This window comes from Lacrimispora indolis DSM 755 (assembly GCF_000526995.1).
Taxonomy (GTDB): domain Bacteria; phylum Bacillota; class Clostridia; order Lachnospirales; family Lachnospiraceae; genus Lacrimispora; species Lacrimispora indolis.
Window position 1 is genome coordinate 218,370 of record NZ_AZUI01000001.1, and the last position, 16,361, is coordinate 234,730.

Here is a 16,361-nt window from a genome sequence, read left to right on the forward strand (position 1 = left end):
TTTTCTTTCGCAAGCATCCATTCTTACTCCTCTCCTTTTTTCATTTGTCTTTCCACGTATATTTTTCTTGCCATAACAATCAGCGCCGACAATGCAAACAAAATCATCAGTCCAGTCACAAATAGCTTTGCTCCTCCTGTCAGCATCCCTCCTACATAGGAATACACAATGGTAGCCGGGAGCTGTCCGATTCCGGTTGCAAGGAAGAAGGAACCAAAGGACATGGAGGTAAGCCCTGCCCCATAGCTTACAAGATCAAAGGATACGAAGGGCAAAAGGCGGCAGACCAAAACCGTACTTTTTCCGTATTTTTCAAAGAACGCATCAACCTGCCTTAAACCGGTTTTGCTTGCCAGCCTCTCTGCTGCATCCCTTCCCAGAACTCTTGCAATAAAGAAGCACAACGCCGCTCCTGCCATGGCGCTTGTCCACGAGAGAATGGCCCCCTGCCACCACCCGAACAGATTGGCATTGGCAAAGGTAATGAGAAAGGCCGGCAGCGGCGCCGCAACGGACTGGAATATCATGAGTCCAAAGGATATCACGGCCGCATACGTCCCCCAGGATGCGATAAAATCCTTCACCACCCCAAAATCTCCGCTTGCAAGCATCTTAAATACCTGGTTCATGGTTTCTCTTACCGATGGAATCCCATAATAACTCATGATCCCGGCCGCAATTACTAAGATCGTCACTAACTTTTTAATCCATTTATTTTTTTCAGCCATTATTTTTCTCTCCGGTACTTGGTTTTTATGCGGTTAACCACAGATCGGCCTGTGTCCGGCCGCTCGTTTCTTTCTAATATTTCTAAAAGAATATGTTTGGTATTCTTATATCCTTTTCTTACAAAATTCCCGGAACAGGAAGCACAGTATGTATAAATAGGCTTCTTTTTCTCCTGTCCAAGGCTGCCTGCCATCTGTTCTGCCAGCTCTTTTTCCCTTTTCCCGGCACAGCCTCCAAGCCCGCAGCACTGGACATGAGAAATAATATCCGGTTCCTCTGTTAAAAATGCACCTATGGTACCCAGCAGCTCCTTGTCTTCCCTGTCCGGGCAAGGCGGGAAAATGGTAAGCCTTCCCTCAATCCTCTTCCCAATTCCAAGCTCCCGTAGTTTTTCATATATGCTCACTACTTTGACGCTCAAACGGGGTTTTAAATAAACGTAGCAGTTTGGACAAAGGGTGATCACTTCCTCCACACCGTTTTCCCTTAGCTTTCTCCCCATCCTTTTAATGATCTGTTTCTCCTGCAGTTCCATTCCCAGCTCTGCAACGGGTTTTCCGCAGCAGTCAAAGACTGTTCCGGCGCCTGTCTTTTCCCGGAACAGCTCCATTAAGTACCTGGTTGTCTCCGGATAAAAGGCCGGAAAATTGCAGCCTGGAAAAAGCACGCTCTTATTCGCCCCATTTCTGTAATTCTGGAATAAATAGTTTTGCTTTTCTCTCACAAGCATCCCATAACCTTTTTCAGGAAGCTTTCCACGATTGCTCCGCACCTGGTCCTTTCGCATACCTAAAATGATCTCTCTCCCGTCGATTCCCTTTGGGCAGACCTGGGAACATTTGCCGCATAAAAAGCAATGGTAGGAAAGCTCCTTTAACTTTTCCTCATCACCGATATCCAAATTATATTTTTCCAGAAAAAGACAGTGCTGCCGGCATGCATGGCAATGAATGCAGGCTTCCGGATCAATGATTCTCAGCTTATCGTTCATCCTGTCCCTCCAGTATGTATCTCTTCTTTAGGAATACCCCCATTCCCATCACTGTTATGGCCAGCGCTGCAGCGATTCCCATATACAGCAGACGGTTTTCTCTGTCTGCAAGCCCGGCTGTTCCAACCGTATACATGGCAGTCCCCGGCAGCATAAAAACCAGAGAACCGATCATGTAGGTGCTGAATTTAATATCCGTAATTCCATAGGCAAAATTTTGAAGATTGTAGGGGAATACCGGGACAAGCCTTGTAATGATGAGAATAAACAATTGGTTTTTTCCTGTGGTGTCAAACAGCCATTTGTTCAAATACCTGTTTTTTATTACCATTGGCCTGATGCTGTCTTTTAAAAAGAATCTTCCTGCCGCAAAAGCGAGGACCGCTCCCATTGTAGTCGCCACGGAACAGCATATCGTCCCAAGTATTGGTCCGAACAAAAGGCCCGCAAGGATTGCAAATGTTACTCCAGGAAGCGCCAGAAAGGCACAGCCCGCAATGGTGAGAATTGTGTAGATTGCAACAGCATAGGGAAGATTATCCCGTACCGCCCGCTTTAAAAAAAACAGATTATTCATATTACTGATATAGGAAGACCAGCCAAATATATGATTCAGGCCAAGAATCACCAGGATGATCCCTGCAAATATCCATATTTTTTTATTTTTCATCTCTTTTCTTCCTGCACATGAAAAGTGCCGCTCCCGCTTTTATGATCTGAAGCAGTGCTGCCGCTCCAAGCATCAGGCTGATAAAATAATACGCTCTCATTGTCTCAGTGGAGCTGATACAGGTATAAGCTCCATACACCGCTGTCAGTATCAGCATAACAAAATGAATGGCAACAACCAGCCGCCCCAGCTGCTTCCGCCTTTTAACCAGCGCTGCCAAAAGCAAAAGAGTCAATGCCGTCAAAACTGCCGCTGCCGTATATTTCAATGCTTCCATTGGGAAAGCCCGCTCCCAGCCTTGATTTTTATAAATCACATATCTTGCCATTCCCATTTTTCGCCGGGTAAAATACTGGATGATATAAACGCCGGCTAAAAAAAGAATTTCTGCAAATGTCACGATAAAATATCCGACTCTTTTCATTTTTCTGTCTTCCCATGCTAAAATAAGCGCTGCCGCTTCCGCGTCCAGCGCTCATGATATTCATTTTTATTTTTTAGCTTTATCCTTGGTAAGATTTCCTACCGTGGTATATTCACATTTACCGTTTTCAGGATCTCCTACCTGTACTGGAAGACTGTCATCCATCTGCCACTGGAACCAGCCGCCATCATAAAGCTTTGCATTGGTATTTCCGTTTTCGTAGCAGATCAGGAATGGGACAGTGGCTCTCCAGCCCGTACCGCAGTAAAATGCCAGTTCATTATCAAGGGAGGCTCCGGATTCTTTTAAATATCCTTCCAGCACATCTATACCCACTGTTGTTCCGTCTTCTTTATTGTAGGAACCGTCGTCTGTATCATGTCCCCAAATCGCGCCTTTTGGTTCTCCCGCCTTGTCAATATAGCCGTATCCGCTGGTTTCTCCTGAAAACTCCGCTATGCTTCTGATGCTCACTAATTTGAAGTTGCTGTCATTCTCAAGCTTTTCTTTTACATCAGCAATGGAAATAACATATTCCGGATGGGCGGGAACCGTTGTTCCAAATCCCTTATCAGTTGCCTCCGGCTTGTTACTGCCTTTTTCAGCGGTGTATCCGGCCTTTGTCCAGGCCTCAAAACCGCCATCTAAGCATTTTACATTTTCCACTCCAGCCCAGAGAAGCGTAAATGCCACTCTGTCGTCTGCGGAATTCACTCCATCTGCTCCATAGCATATTACGGTGGTATCCTTTGTAATTCCGTAATCAGCCATCAGCTTTTCTATTTCCTCCGGTGTGCGGATGTTCCAATATTCTTCAGACTCAATATAATCCGTATTCATATGGTAAGCACCCTTAATATGACCTTCCGTGTATGCCGGGTCATCTGCTTCCTCTCCCCATGCACATTCCAGAATCACATAATCAGAAGACTCTTCCTGATTTCCGTCAATCACACTCTGCACCCAGTCCGTTGATACGTACACCTTTTTTTTATCCACCGGATCAGCTTTTACATCAGATTTTTCTTCCTCTGCTGTCGTCATCCCGCTGTCAGCCGGTTTACTGTCAGGCTTTTCCCCACAGCCTGCCGTCAGGGACGCTGCCATGGCAAAGCACAGCAATGTACCCAGTACCCTTTTCTTCATAAGACTTTATCTCCCAATATGTATATTTTTTGCTACATCTATTAATTATAAAGATGTATTGCTTTTGAGTCCAATTGATTAAAACAATAAGTAAATGGTTATTAATAGATATTATCTATACGCTTTTTCTTTTTCATCTTCATTATGACAGCTTTGCCATGAATTTCTGAAGCTGAATTTGAAGTGATAGAGGTGGTGCAAAAGCCAGATGCCCTTCTCTCACTTCTTTGAAGAAGTAAAAAAGGAGGAAATTAATATGCTTACAAAAATAGATATATCCCCATCAGAAATGATAATGAATCATAGCTGGCGGGGATTATTTTATAAGAGTCAACGGAGATGATTGAAGAAATGTAATTATAAATATATGGGTGATTACAGCTTTTTTAACTCTTTCTTATAGGAACTATATGGCGCCGCTACATAGATCTGACTGTTATAAAAATAATCAAGGGCGGCCTTTCGGCAGGATTCAATGTGAATCCGCATTGCAACTTCCGCTTCCTGGTATTTGTCATTCATTAACATATTAAGAATATCAATATGCTCTTTTTTTGCATCATGAACCTGCAGCTGATTCTGCTTGCTGGAAATAATAATTCGTGTATTCTCTTCGAATACTCTGCGCATCATGTCGATGATATAACGATTCCCGCAATGTTCAATGATAAAAAGATGCATTGCTGTATCCAAACGAAAGCTGTTATGGATATCCATAATTGGTTCATGAAATTTCTGACAAAGAGCCGCAAGTTCTTCTTTAGGAAGCCGGGGACCGGCAAGGCGCAGCGCGATCGGCTCGATTTCAAAACGTGTCTGGAATACCTGGATCACTTCATTAAAGGTGATATCTGTTACATAAATTCCTTTTTTGGGAAGAATCTTTACAAATCCTTCCATTTCCAATTTACTGATCGCTTCCCTGATGGGTGTACGGCTCAACTTTAAATCTGTTGCTAATTGAGCTTCATTTAACAGACTTCCTGGTGGATAAATGCAGTCAACCATTCGTTCTTTTAGAATTTGATAGGTATGTTCTTTTAATCCTTTGCTGTTTTGTGTTTCTTTTTCTTTCATAAATATTGTCATTCCTTTCGCTTTGCTCTAGGCACAAATAAGTAATGAAGCATGAACCCTTGGTTAAAGCCCGCTCAAAATTCACTTTATTTTTTACGCTTTTTTCATTCCTAATGCAATCCGTAATTAATACATTTTATCAAATAGTTGTATACTTATTATATACTACATTAAAATATGAAAAATTGCAAATAACAAAATATATAACTTTTAAATCTTAATTTTCATTCAGGTAAAAGTCAATTTCTCAGCAACAATTACGAATATATGTTTTTTATTGCTATGGATGAGCTGTTTAGTTAATATGCATAAAAATATTAAAGTTTTTTGCCGTTTTTGACTATTGCGCAATCTAAAATAACTGTTGTATACTACAGACGTGCCAGAAGTATGCAAAAGATATTTAACTGAAAGCAGAAGGCCGTTTTAATCACGCGTGAAATGTCATTATGTAAGGATCAAAGCTGCATAACTTCTAACGAAAAATTTAAAACATGATTAAATTAATAGGAGGGAATTTCATATGGATATGGTTGTTATTCTGTTGGGTCTTGCGATTTTACTTATCCTTACACTTAAGAAAGTTCCGGTTGTGTATGCCGCAGCGATCAGTGTTATCTTTATCGCATTATTCAGCCGGCTGCCGGTTGTTTCAACAATGACCAGCGATTACATGACAGGATTTTCAAATTTTGTAAAATCATCATGGCTTATGCTTTTGTTAGGTGCCATCCTTTCAAAGGTTATGGATGTAACAGGGGCAGCAAGATCAATAGCTTCATTTATTATTGGTAAGTTAGGGGTCAAATTTGCAATCCCTGCAATTGTTATTGCCGGTGGTCTTCTTACTTATGGCGGTGTATCTGCAATGGTTTCCTGTTTTGCATTATACCCAATTACATTAGCTGTGTTTAGAAAGGCAAATTTACCAAGATACTTAATTCCAGCGACAATTGGTGCGGGAATATTTACATGGGTCACCATGTTACCTGGTAATCCCCAGGTACAGAACATCATTCCGTCCTCCTATTTACCTACAGATGCTATGGCAGCACCTGTGGTAGGCATTGTCTGCGGAGTATTCACACTGGTTTTAATTCTTATCTACTTAACATATGAAGCAAATAAAGCCAGGAAAAAAGAGATCGGTTTTGAAGTAGATGATAATACGATAAAAATATTAGAGAAAACAGATGAAATGGAAGCAAAAGGAAAATTACCTAATGTAATCCTTTCAATCCTCCCTATTGTATGTGTCGCAGTTGTGCTTAATGTTTTCAGACAGGACATTTCAGTCGCATTATTATCAGGTATTGCATTATGTGTAATCCTTTTCTTCAAGAATATTACAGGAGTTCAGCAGATCCTTACAGACTCAGTGAACAGCGCTGCTGTAACAACGATCAATGCATCTGCAATTGTTGCTATTGGTTCTGTAGTTAAAATTTCACCAGGCTTCAGCAAGATGGTAGACGGAATTCTCAGCTTCAGCACGTCAGGCGGTAATCCGCTGATCATCTTTGGTATTGCTACTACACTTTTATGCGGATTAAATGCTTCTGGTATGGGCGGCTTATCAACAGCACTATCCGTATTAGCCGAGCCATTCATGGCAATGGGAGTTAATCCAGCAATCATGCACAGAATTGGTGTTATTGCCTCAGTGGGCCTTGACAGCTTGCCCCATAGCGGCGGCATTGTTGCAGTTCTTGCAATTTCAGATGTTTCATATAAGGATGGGTACAAATACTTATTCGTGGTAACCGTTGTCATTACACTGTTAGCTCTTGCATTAGCATTGGTGTTAGGAAATATCATTTATCCGCTTTCAGCTTAAGTTGAATAAAAATAACATTATTAGAAAGGATGTACCAACATGAAAAACGAATATTTAAAAAAAGAAACAGCTTCCTTTAAGGAGTTAGTAAAAAATGAACAGATTTTTGCTCCATGCGTATGGGATTGCCGTACAGCAAGAGCCGCTGAATTATCTGGATTTAAGGCATTAATGTTAAGCGGCGGACAGTTGGCTGAAAGCATTGCAGGACTTCCGGATATTGGACTTATTACTGCGGATGATCTGGTTCAGTCTACAGAAAGAATCTGTAATTACTCTTCACTTCCTCTTATTGTTGACGCAGATGACGGATTTGGTGATACACCGTTAACAACATACCGTCTGATCAAGAGACTCATCAATGCCGGCGCTAAAGGCTGTACGATTGATGATACAACAGGTATCAGAGGTTGGAACAGATGGGGCTTCGCCATGATGAATGGCTACAAAGACGGCGATATCAAGCATGAGGTCGTATCAAAAGAAAAATGGTTAGCTAAGATTGCAGCCAGTCTTGAAGCAGCAAAGGGAACAGATTTTCTTGTTATTGCACGTACAGAGTGCAAGTTGGAATACGGGATTCATGAGGCAATCAGCCGATGCAAAGCAGCTGAAGCCATGGCAAAGGACATGGGCGTTGAAATAATGACTCTGATCATTGGTCTTAAGACAATCCAAGAAGCGGAAAAAGTGAGCAGGGAAGTAACAGGCTGGAAGATGTGGCCAGATGTTATGAGTAAGAACGGCAAGGCTGATATTGATCTTGATGATGTGATTCCTTATGGCTTTAACTTTGTTACATGCCATGTGTTTGAAAAAGCTTCCATGTTCGGTATGTACGTATATGGTAAAGAAACTCTTAAGGACCGTAATACAGTATTCCATGATGAGCATGATATGGGCGGGATTCCTAAAGAAGAAATGTCAAACTGGATTGATATGGGACTTAACTATTATATTGGAATAGAAGATGAATTTAACGAAGCAGCAAAAAAGTATAATAAGTAATACATTTAGTTGGTAATAGTCATATAAATATCTATATATAAAGAAGGAAAACTTATGATTCGACAAAGAGATGAGAAGATTTATGATAAAAAACCAAGCCCATTTAATGGAAACGGTGAAATATTAGTCAGAAGTCTTCTGAATGGACCGGAAGAAATGTATCAGGCAGGCAGAGTATTTGGACATACTACAGTATATCCTGGTTCAGCAATTGGTTATCATGTTCATGAAAATGAATCGGAAACCTATTATATTTTAAGTGGTACAGCAAAATACAATGATAATGGAACAATCAGAACCGTAACTGCAGGAGATGTCACATTTACAGGGACCGATGAAGGTCACGGAATAGAAGCAATCGGCAATGAGCCAGTTGAGATGATTGCATTGATCTTATACGATAAGAGAGCATAATCATCAAAAATATCATCAACATTAAATGCGGAGCAGATAAATTCTGCTCCACATTCACCTTTTTCAGCTGCCATATTACGGCAGTCCTGATTCCATTTATTCTGTCAAATTAATGGTGATTGCCTTTGGTCTTGTCATCGCCTCTATGGAATACCTTACCCCCTGGGTTCCCATGCCGGAGGCTTTTACTCCCAAAAACGGAAAATGATCCGGTCCTCTTTCTGTCTTGTTATTAATCTGCACGGTTCCTACTTCTAATTTTTCAGCAATGTGAAAGGCCTTGTTGATATCTTTGGTAAATACGGAAGACTGTAAGCCATATTCAGAACGGTTGGCTATCTCTACCCCTTCCTCCATATCCTTTACCCGGATGATAGGAAGAATCGGTGAAAACGGTTCTTTCCATGCAATCTCCATATCCACGGTTACCTTATCCAGCAAAGTAGGATAGACTAAATTTCCCTCTCTCTTATTTCCAACAATCAGTTCTGCACCTTTGGCAATGGCATCCTGAATTAGGAATTCGGCAAAATCAGCAGCTTTCTGATCGATCAAAGGGGTGACCACCACACTGTCTCTGGGATCTCCCACTGATAACTTTTCAATTCCTGTTTTCAGCATACCTACTAACCGGTCCGCGACTTTATCTGTGGTAATAATACGCTTCACTGCCGTACAACGCTGTCCGGAATAAGAAAATGCACCTTCCATAATATTATTTGCCGCATATTCCAGATCAGCATCTTCCAGCACAAGAGCCGCATCCTTGCCGCCAAGCTCCAGTAACAGTGGGGTCATACAGGATATTTTGGATAAATGCCTGCCAACTTCCGTACTGCCCGTGAAATTAATAAAATCAATGCCTTCATGTGTTACGATATAATCACCGATCTCACTGCCTTTACCCGTAACGCTCTGCAGTACCCCATCCGGCAACCCGGCATCCTGTAACGCCTTTACAAGGTGAAGAGCGCTGATGGCTCCCTGTGTCGCCGGTTTTAATATGACCGTATTGCCCCCGATCAAAGCCGGTGCTATCTTGGAAGCCGATAAATTGATGGGGTAATTAAAGGGCGATATGGCTAAAACGGTACCAAGAGGGATTCTTTTTACATAGGACATTTTATTGCGGGAGCCTCCTGGGAAATTTTCCCCGCTCACTGCGGTTCCTTCCAGGCTTTTTCCAGCATCAGCAGTAAACCGAAGAAAATCCGCAGTTCTCTTTACTTCTGATAAGGAAGATTTTTTATCCTTTGCAATCTCCATCATCAGAATATCTGATATCTCTTCTGCTCTTTCCTCCAAAAGCTCTGCCGCCTTGTACAGTATCCGTGCCTTTTCATATATGGGAACACTGGCCCACAAAGGAAGGCCTTCCTTCGAATGGCGGATAACCTCACTGACTTCTTCTTTGCTGATTGCCTGTATCCCACCGATAAAAGAGCCGTCCACAGGAGAGGTCACGGTAATGACATTGCCCGATGCTGATTCCACCCACTGTCCATTGACTAAATTTCCATAAATAAGCTTTTCATTGCATAATCCAGACATATTATATCTCCTTTCAATCCCTTCACAACTTCCATCTGTTTGTAATATATCATAGAGACAAGAATCAAATGTCAATAACATTTGCAATATGATCTGTCAGACGCAGTGCAAGTATAGCATTGGAAAGTGCGGTTTCTATAACATTGCCCCTTATCCGGTGAACAGGCTTGAAGCCAAGCGGATATTCGCAATCCGCTTCGCAACTTGTTTCGATTAAATAGACTCGTCTGTCTGTTCTTTCTCTGTTCTCACCTCTGCCTCGACTTCTGTCGCCAATATTGCATTTGCTGCATCTGTTGTTTTCACATTGTCTGGAATTCCAGTGATATTTAAGTTCTTCGTTACTTTTGCATCATAAGTTTCTGCTCTCATGATCTCCGACAAGTCAACCCCTGTCGCTTCTTTCATTGATTCAAATAACTTAGCCATAACAACGGGCACATTTCCCGCTACAGAGCTGATACCGTTGCCCCCGTCTCCATTTCCTCCGCCAATAATGGTAATCTTGTCAATCTGGGACAAAGGTTCTGCAATCTTCCCGGCAATTTCAGGGAGAACCTTGATCATCATTTCCGCCATGGCAATCTTATTGTACTTTTGGTAAGCTTCCGCTTTCTTTTCCATTGCTTCTGCTTCGGCTATACCCTTTGCCTGAATTGCGGCCGCTTCTGCTTCCCCCTTTGCCTTGATACCTTCTGCTTCCTGAAGCATGGAATACTTTTGTGCTTCTGCCTGAGCCTTTTTTGCTTCAGCTTCTTTTTCCTGTTCATATTTCTTAGCTTCGGCTTCTCTCTGTCTTCTTGCTAAATCAGCCGCAGCCTTTTGTTCAATCGCATAGCGCTCTGCATCTGCTTTTTTATTGATCTCAGCTTCCAAAGTCTGCTGCATAACTGCAACTTCCTTGTTTTTCAGCTCGGCTTCTCTTTCTGCCTTGGCAATCTGAGCATTGACGGTAGCAGCCTGAATTGTCTTTTGCTGCTCTTGTTTCTGGATTTCATATGCAGCGTCTGCCTGTGCTCTCTTTGCATCCGAAACCTGCTGTAATTCAGCTTTTTTAATTTCAAGTTCATTATTCCTTATTGCAATTTCCGACTCAGCATTTACTCTTGCATCGTTTGCCTCTCTGTCAGCCGAGGACTGTGCGATGGCAACCTCTTTATTTGCATTTGCTTTTGCAATGGCCGCATCCTTTTTAATTTGTGAAATATTATCAATACCCAGGTTATTGATAACGTCATTTTCATCACGGAAATTCTGAACATTAAAGCTTACCAGCTCAATCCCCATCTTTTCCAGATCAGGGATTACATTTTCAGAAACCTTACTTACGAAAGTTTTCCTGTCACCAATTAACTCACGTAATTTCATGGTACAGATAATCTCACGAACATTACCTTCCAGAACTTCTGATACGATTGCGCCGATTTCCTCTGAACTCTTATTCAAGAAATTCTGTGCGGCAAGATCGATTGATTCATCCTCTGCCTTGATCTTAACGTTTACGGCTGCATCCACAAAAATGTTAATACAATCCTGTGTTGGCACCGGATCTTTTGTTCTGATGTCAAGAGGTATCAATTTTAGATTCAGCTTATCAAGTCTTTCTAAAAAAGGAATTTTAATTCCTGCCCGGCCAATTAATATTTTTGTTTTCTTCTTTAAGCCGGAAATGATGTATGCAGTATCCGGCGGAGCCTTTACATAACCGGAAGCAAGGATTCCTAATATTATAATGGCAAAAATAATGACTGGGGCAATGCTTAATAACAGCTTTAACATACTCTTTCTCCTTTTATTCTTTTAATATACGCGATACTTATGTATTGCCTTACCTGTTATTCCAACAGCGGATCAATAACATAGATCCCTCCTGCCGGAAAAACAGTCCATGCACTCGTCTGAAGTGATCAAATCCTATGGTTTATCCATACTTTTTCTTCCCCTTTCCTCACTGAAATCTGTTCTATCAAACTAATTGGAATAAATTCCAGTCCATGTGATCAGGCGGCCTTTCCCACCTACAGGTTATGACAGCTTATGTCACATCATGATCATGCCAGGCTTTGCATTTTATCACTCTTCTTTTTAAGAACAAAGCTTATGATTTCAAAAACAGAGAATAACCTCTCCTGATCATCTGTCATTGGTCCGCTTTCCATTGATCCAGTATCTGCTGAATTTTATCTCTGCATCGTTTTCCTTTCTCAATCTAAATCTGACATCAGATGCTCAATTCTCTATTCATACCGCTTGCCTTTTTTTCAGGCTCGATGAGATTTTCCTCTTTTTCTGATACCACATATAGTATATACTAATTCCAGTTACACACGATGTCAACATATATCATCTTATTTCCGACACCGCAGCAAATATGCTGCACTCCCTTACAAAGTCATTTCCTGCCAAAATAATCCATTAAAAAGCTGCTGAAGTACAGAGTTTCCTCCATATTCAGCAGCTTTCTTGTCCTGGTTCATTTAACAATTCATCAATCTAAAAACACAGCCCACCCTCAGGCTGATTCTGTGCATAATTCCCGCCCAGATATCCCCTCGGCAGCATAGGCTGCCTCTCAAATCCGGATTTCATCTCATAAAAGGTTTTTGTTTCTCCGCTTTCAATGGTTCCCGTAAGGATCTCCAATGCATGAAGAGCCATATCACCGTTTGTTCTGGGTATACGTCCTTCCCTTAAGGCCCAGGCCATCTCTGCCACTCCAAGACCTCTGTCGTTGCCGTCGTACCCATGAGTATGCGGGAATACGACAGGCTCTGTCCTGCCTTTTAATATCACCCTCACCTCACCTCCGAAGAAGTTGGGATCCTCCAGGAAAATGATGCCCTCCGTGCCATAGAACGCCACATAAGGTTTCTCTGTGCGGATGCTTCTGGAATTAAAGTGAAGAGTTCCCATACAGCCGCTTTTAAAGCGCATGGTACTCATAAGATATGTCTCTGATTCCTGGAAATAGGTTTCTCCGAAATTATCATTTTTCACAAAGTAGTGCTTCTGCTCCGCCATGGAAACTCCGGACATCCCGCACACTTCTTTCACCTCTCCCAGCACATTAATCATGGCAGTGGTATAATAAATTCCCACATCAATCCCAATTCCGCCTCCTGATTTGGCCGTGTAGGGAAATTTCTCAGCCAAAAGGCGGGCATCCCTCTGCAAAACAGCCACACTGGAGGTCACGGTCCCAATTAAACCCGATTCTACCAGATACTTAGCAGTCTGCACAGCTGCCCCCAGAAATGTGTCCGGTGCGCTGCAAAGCAGCTTTCCCTTCTCAGCAGCCAGGGCTGTCAGCTCTCTTGCCTGGTCAATATCAGCTGCCAGCACCTTTTCCGTATACACGTGCTTCCCATGGTCCAAAAGGTTCTTTATGACCTCATAATGAGCGGCAGGATTGGTTAAGTTCACCACGATTTCTATTTCACCATCCTCCAGGATCTCTTCCATGGACATGGCCCGTATACCGTAAGCATCGGCTGTTTCTTCCGCCAACCGGCGATTTAAATCGCAGACTCCTGTCAATTCCAGAATTTCAAAGGTCTTTGCCATATTTTCAATATAGATCCGGCTGATTGCTCCGCATCCGATTACCGCTGTCTTTACTTTCTTTATTCCTTTCATGCGAAGGCCTCCTTATACCCCATTCTGTTCAATCACCCTGGAATACCAGTGTCCGCTTTCCTTGATAATTCTCTCCTGGGTATTGAAGTCCACAAATACGATTCCGAAACGGCTGCCATATCCGAATGACCACTCAAAGTTATCATACAAAGACCACTGGAAATATCCCTGGACATTAACTCCCTGGGAAATGGCCTTCCAAAGTGCTGTTAAATGCCTGTGAAGATAATCCTTCCTTCCGCCGTCTTCCACCTTTCCTTCCATGGAAACCACATCCGGAAAGGAAGTGCCGTTTTCCGTAATGTAAATCTTATCAATTCCGTATTCATTCTTCATCCGCAAAAGCATATTCACCAGACCTTGCTCTGTCACCGGCCAGTTCCTGTCATTGACGGGAACGTATTTTGGATTTTGTATCCTAAAGCCAAGGGGCCACACGCTGTCATCTGCCTTTACATGAAAGTCATTGTAATAATTCAGACCAATGAAATCCAGCTTCTGTCCGATGAGCTTCATGTGCTCCTCCCTAAACTCCGGAAGACGGACCCCTTTGGAACGGTAAAACCCGATCATTTCCTGAGGATATCTGCCGTACACAATTGGTTCTGCAAACCAGCGGTTTAAATACCCATCTGCTCTGGCTGCTGCCTGAATATCCTCTGGTTTATCCGTAAGGGGAAGCCTTCCCATAAGGTTTAAGGTAATTCCGATTTCTCCGTCACAGCCCTTTTTACGGAAATAATCCACAGCCAGACCATGACCCACATAAAGATAGTAAGACACCCGCACCGCAGTTGAGAAATCCCGGATGCCGGGAGCCTGGCGTCCCTCAGAATTGCCTAGAAAGGCAGCGCAGTAAGGTTCATTTAATGTGATCCATTTCTTCACCTTGCCATGAAATGCATCTATAATAATCTTTGCATATTCCAGGAAATATTCCGGCATCTGAGGATTGGCCCAGCCGCCTATGTCCTGGAGAGCCTGGGGGAGGTCCCAGTGGTATAAGGTGATATACGGTTCAATTCCCGCATCAAGAAGCTCGTCAATAAGGCGGCTGTAGAATTCAAGTCCCTTTTCATTGACTTCCCCGTATCCTTTTGGAAGGGTCCTGGACCATGCAATGGAAAACCGGTAAGCCTTGATCCCCATTTTCTTCATCAAAGCCACATCCTCTTTGTACCTGTGATAGTGGTCACATGCAATTTTTCCATCATCTCCATTTAAAACATTGCCGGGAACCGAACAATACCTGTCCCATATGGTTTCTCCTCTTCCATCCTCGTCCCAGGCGCCTTCGATCTGGTATGATGCAGTAGCTGCTCCCCAGGCAAAACCTTCAGGGAAATGCCTCTTTTCCATGATTCCATCCTCCCTCTTATTCGTCGCGCTCCAACAGTTCTATTACTACTTTCAGGCTGTCCAGAGCATCCATAAATGCATATCTTCCATTTCCTCTCCTGTACTCACCTTTTTGCAGCAGTTTCATTCCCCAATCCTCACAGGCGCTGATTGTCTTTTGCATGCCTTTTATATTGAAAGAAATATGGTGGATTCCCTCACCGAACTGTTCTAAATGCTCCTTCCAGATGCTTGGCTCTTCATTTGGCTGGATCAGCTCCATCTGTAAATCTCCGAAATAAAAAAAGGTCATATAGCACTTTGCCTTTGGCGCCGGTTCTCCCCTGTATTCTGTCTTTGTAATCTCGAATTCACCGCTGTTTACGGTTTCAGGCTCCTCAACTCCAAAGAAACGCGCAAACTCCTTTTTTGTCTTTTCAATATCATTTACCAGAAATCCAATCTGTGCCAGTCTCATATCCTCAATCGGTCTTTCCATAATCTTTCTCTTCCTTTCCATTGATGCACTTTTCCATAGTGCCCATTTTCTCTATAGCTTCCATCAGTCCTTTTATGTAAGCAGTATCCGCATAGCGTACCTTGTGGCCCCAATCCCGATCGCCCTCAATGCCAGGCACATGGTCGCTGACCATAAAGCCATCAAAGCCTGAATGCATCAGTGCATATATCACCTGGAAGGGATCGAAATTCCCTTCCCCCAGAAAGCATTCCTGGAATTTAGGCACCGTACCCTGTACATCCCTCATATGGGCATAAATAAGTTTTTTCCTGGGTCCAAAATAATCAATGGCATCAAAAATGTTCTTAGCCCCGCCTTTCATCTGTGAAAAGGTTCCGATGCAGAACAAAAGCCCCCAGTTAGGGCTGTTAATCATAGCTTCCGCCCGTTTATAGCTGTCCACATCAACAAACATCCTAGCAATCCCCGACAGGCTTTCTATGGGAGGGTCATCCGGATGAAGTGCCATGGTCACATGATATTCCTCAGCCACAGGTATGATGCGTTTCATAAAATATTCAAAATTCTCCCACAGCGATTCCACATCAGGCACCATAACATCTCTTCTCTGACCAAAATCCGCCATATCATCAATGCCCTGTTTCTGTTTATCTAAGTCAAAAGCCTGTACAGCAGCGCCATACCTTCCTGCTGGAGCGTGATTTTCCGTTCTCCAGACAAAGGAAGGTGAAAAATGGTATCCCAGCACAGGAATCCCCACACGGCCCAGACTGCGGATGGATTCGCAGACATTCTCAATCTGCTGATCTCTTCCTTCCAGACCCAGCATGGCCTTGTCATAAAAAGAAATGGGCATATTCTCCATCGCCTCCACGATCACGCCGTACCTGTCGCATTCTTCTTTAAAACGAGCCAGATCATCGTATTTCCAAAACTCTTTGGCAGGCAGATCATACGGGAGGTTAAACTGTACCCTGTCAATGCCCATCTGCCTGGCATTGGTGAGGATCTCCTTATCCACGCTCCGAATCTGTCCATATGCTAATCTCATCATATCCT

15 protein-coding genes are annotated in these 16,361 nt (G+C 42.8%); 3 read left to right on the forward strand and 12 right to left on the reverse strand.

Going from position 1 to position 16,361, the window contains the following annotated elements; all coding sequences use genetic code 11:
- Nucleotides 1–23: 23 nt before the first annotated feature.
- The 6 genes from K401_RS0101080 to K401_RS0101105 form a co-directional block, all read right to left on the reverse strand.
- Complete coding sequence (locus K401_RS0101080) at nt 24–728, reverse strand: TVP38/TMEM64 family protein (RefSeq protein ID WP_024291233.1); 705 nt, start codon at nt 726–728, stop codon at nt 24–26.
- Nucleotides 728–1,720, reverse strand: coding sequence for a heterodisulfide reductase-related iron-sulfur binding cluster (locus K401_RS0101085; RefSeq protein WP_024291234.1), 993 nt, complete (start codon nt 1,718–1,720; stop codon nt 728–730). Before K401_RS0101085 ends, K401_RS0101080 begins: the two co-directional genes overlap by 1 nt.
- Nucleotides 1,710–2,390 carry a TVP38/TMEM64 family protein gene (locus tag K401_RS0101090; RefSeq protein WP_024291235.1) on the reverse strand — a complete coding sequence of 227 codons (681 nt, stop codon included), beginning with the start codon at nt 2,388–2,390 and terminating at the stop codon, nt 1,710–1,712. Before K401_RS0101090 ends, K401_RS0101085 begins: the two co-directional genes overlap by 11 nt.
- Nucleotides 2,380–2,814: a hypothetical protein gene (locus tag K401_RS0101095; RefSeq protein WP_024291236.1), complete on the reverse strand. Its 435-nt coding sequence runs from the start codon at nt 2,812–2,814 to the stop codon at nt 2,380–2,382. Before K401_RS0101095 ends, K401_RS0101090 begins: the two co-directional genes overlap by 11 nt.
- 66 nt (nt 2,815–2,880) lie before the next feature.
- The gene (locus K401_RS0101100) at nt 2,881–3,960 is read right to left on the reverse strand and encodes a sulfurtransferase (RefSeq protein ID WP_024291237.1); all 1,080 of its coding nucleotides are present in this window, start codon (nt 3,958–3,960) and stop codon (nt 2,881–2,883) included.
- Nucleotides 3,961–4,335: 375 nt separating this feature from the next.
- Entirely contained in the window at nt 4,336–5,037 is a 702-nt protein-coding gene (locus tag K401_RS0101105; protein WP_024291238.1) for a GntR family transcriptional regulator, read from the reverse strand.
- 523 nt (nt 5,038–5,560) lie between these two features.
- On the opposite strand from K401_RS0101105, the gene K401_RS0101110 reads away from it, so the two are divergent.
- The 3 genes from K401_RS0101110 to K401_RS0101120 are packed head-to-tail and all read left to right on the forward strand — an operon-like array spanning nt 5,561 to nt 8,296.
- Entirely contained in the window at nt 5,561–6,874 is a 1,314-nt protein-coding gene (locus K401_RS0101110; protein ID WP_027352228.1) for a GntP family permease, read from the forward strand.
- A gap of 39 nt (nt 6,875–6,913) precedes the next feature.
- Complete coding sequence (locus K401_RS0101115) at nt 6,914–7,882, forward strand: isocitrate lyase/PEP mutase family protein (protein WP_024291240.1); 969 nt, start codon at nt 6,914–6,916, stop codon at nt 7,880–7,882.
- 54 nt (nt 7,883–7,936) lie between these two features.
- Complete coding sequence (locus K401_RS0101120) at nt 7,937–8,296, forward strand: cupin domain-containing protein (RefSeq protein ID WP_024291241.1); 360 nt, start codon at nt 7,937–7,939, stop codon at nt 8,294–8,296.
- 96 nt (nt 8,297–8,392) lie between these two features.
- On the opposite strand, the gene K401_RS0101125 is transcribed toward K401_RS0101120, so the two are convergent.
- The 6 genes from K401_RS0101125 to K401_RS0101160 form a co-directional block, all read right to left on the reverse strand.
- The gene (locus K401_RS0101125) at nt 8,393–9,847 is read right to left on the reverse strand and encodes an NADP-dependent glyceraldehyde-3-phosphate dehydrogenase (protein WP_024291242.1); all 1,455 of its coding nucleotides are present in this window, start codon (nt 9,845–9,847) and stop codon (nt 8,393–8,395) included.
- Nucleotides 9,848–10,060: 213 nt separating this feature from the next.
- Nucleotides 10,061–11,626 carry a flotillin family protein gene (locus tag K401_RS0101130; RefSeq protein WP_024291243.1) on the reverse strand — a complete coding sequence of 522 codons (1,566 nt, stop codon included), beginning with the start codon at nt 11,624–11,626 and terminating at the stop codon, nt 10,061–10,063.
- Nucleotides 11,627–12,340: 714 nt separating this feature from the next.
- Nucleotides 12,341–13,483 carry a Gfo/Idh/MocA family protein gene (locus K401_RS0101145; protein WP_024291244.1) on the reverse strand — a complete coding sequence of 381 codons (1,143 nt, stop codon included), beginning with the start codon at nt 13,481–13,483 and terminating at the stop codon, nt 12,341–12,343.
- Nucleotides 13,484–13,495: 12 nt separating this feature from the next.
- Nucleotides 13,496–14,842 carry a GH1 family beta-glucosidase gene (locus K401_RS0101150; RefSeq protein WP_024291245.1) on the reverse strand — a complete coding sequence of 449 codons (1,347 nt, stop codon included), beginning with the start codon at nt 14,840–14,842 and terminating at the stop codon, nt 13,496–13,498.
- A 16-nt stretch (nt 14,843–14,858) separates the two neighbouring features.
- On the reverse strand, nt 14,859–15,320 hold the full coding sequence (locus K401_RS0101155) for a VOC family protein (protein WP_024291246.1): 462 nt from the start codon (nt 15,318–15,320) through the stop codon (nt 14,859–14,861).
- Nucleotides 15,304–16,356, reverse strand: coding sequence for a mannonate dehydratase (locus K401_RS0101160; RefSeq protein WP_242837898.1), 1,053 nt, complete (start codon nt 16,354–16,356; stop codon nt 15,304–15,306). The genes K401_RS0101155 and K401_RS0101160 overlap by 17 nt, the downstream gene beginning before the upstream one ends.
- Nucleotides 16,357–16,361 lie beyond the last annotated feature (5 nt).